Genomic DNA, 741 nt, shown 5'->3' on the forward strand with positions numbered 1-741 from the left:
TTCGGTTCCTTTAAAAATTAGTCCACGTCAATTACGCTGGTTACTTGATGGATTATCATTGGAACAAAAACAAGCCCACCCTGTTGTAACTGCAAGAACCGTTATTTAAATAATGAAAAATCAAAGATTTCCGTATGTTTTGTCGTATAATAAAATCATGAAAAAGACAGCGAATTCAAATACCACAACTCCAACAATTGAAAATCTTCTCAAACGGTTAGAATGGCTTGAAAAGCAAAATGCGGAATTAGAGGCGAAGCTAAAAAAGCAAAACGAGTTAGAGACCAAATTAAAATGGTTTGAAGAACAGTTTCGCCTTCTGCAACAAAAAAGATTCAGCTTTTCAAGTGAAAAAACCAACCCCGATCAATTGGAACTTTTCAATGAAGTCGAAAATGAAGTGAATCCTGATTTACCGGAACCCACTTTGGAATCCATTACTTATCAACGGCGCCGTAAAAAACGCGGTCATAGGGAAAAGATGTTAGAAAACTTGCCAGAGGAGACGATTGAATATCGTTTACCTACTGAAGAGCAGGTTTGTTCGTGTTGCGGTGGAAACTTGCATGAAATGAGTACGCAAGTACGGCAGGAACTAAAATATATTCCTGCGGAATTAAAAGTCGTTAAACATGTCCAGTACATTTATTCTTGTCGCCATTGTGAACGGGAAGAGATAGAAACACCTATTATTACAGCTCCAATGCCTAAACCTGTTCATTCAGGAAGTTTAGCCTCACC

General features: G+C 37.9%; 1 protein-coding gene. It reads left to right on the forward strand.

Going from position 1 to position 741, the window contains the following annotated elements; genetic code table 11:
* Window positions 1-157: 157 nt before the first annotated feature.
* Window positions 158-741, forward strand: a 584-nt coding sequence (locus BFU02S_RS16060; protein ID WP_174520358.1) for an IS66 family transposase zinc-finger binding domain-containing protein, incomplete at its 3' end; no start/stop codon positions are given.

Source organism: Neobacillus fumarioli NBRC 102428, assembly GCF_001591485.1.
GTDB lineage: Bacteria > Bacillota > Bacilli > Bacillales > Cytobacillaceae > Neobacillus > Neobacillus fumarioli.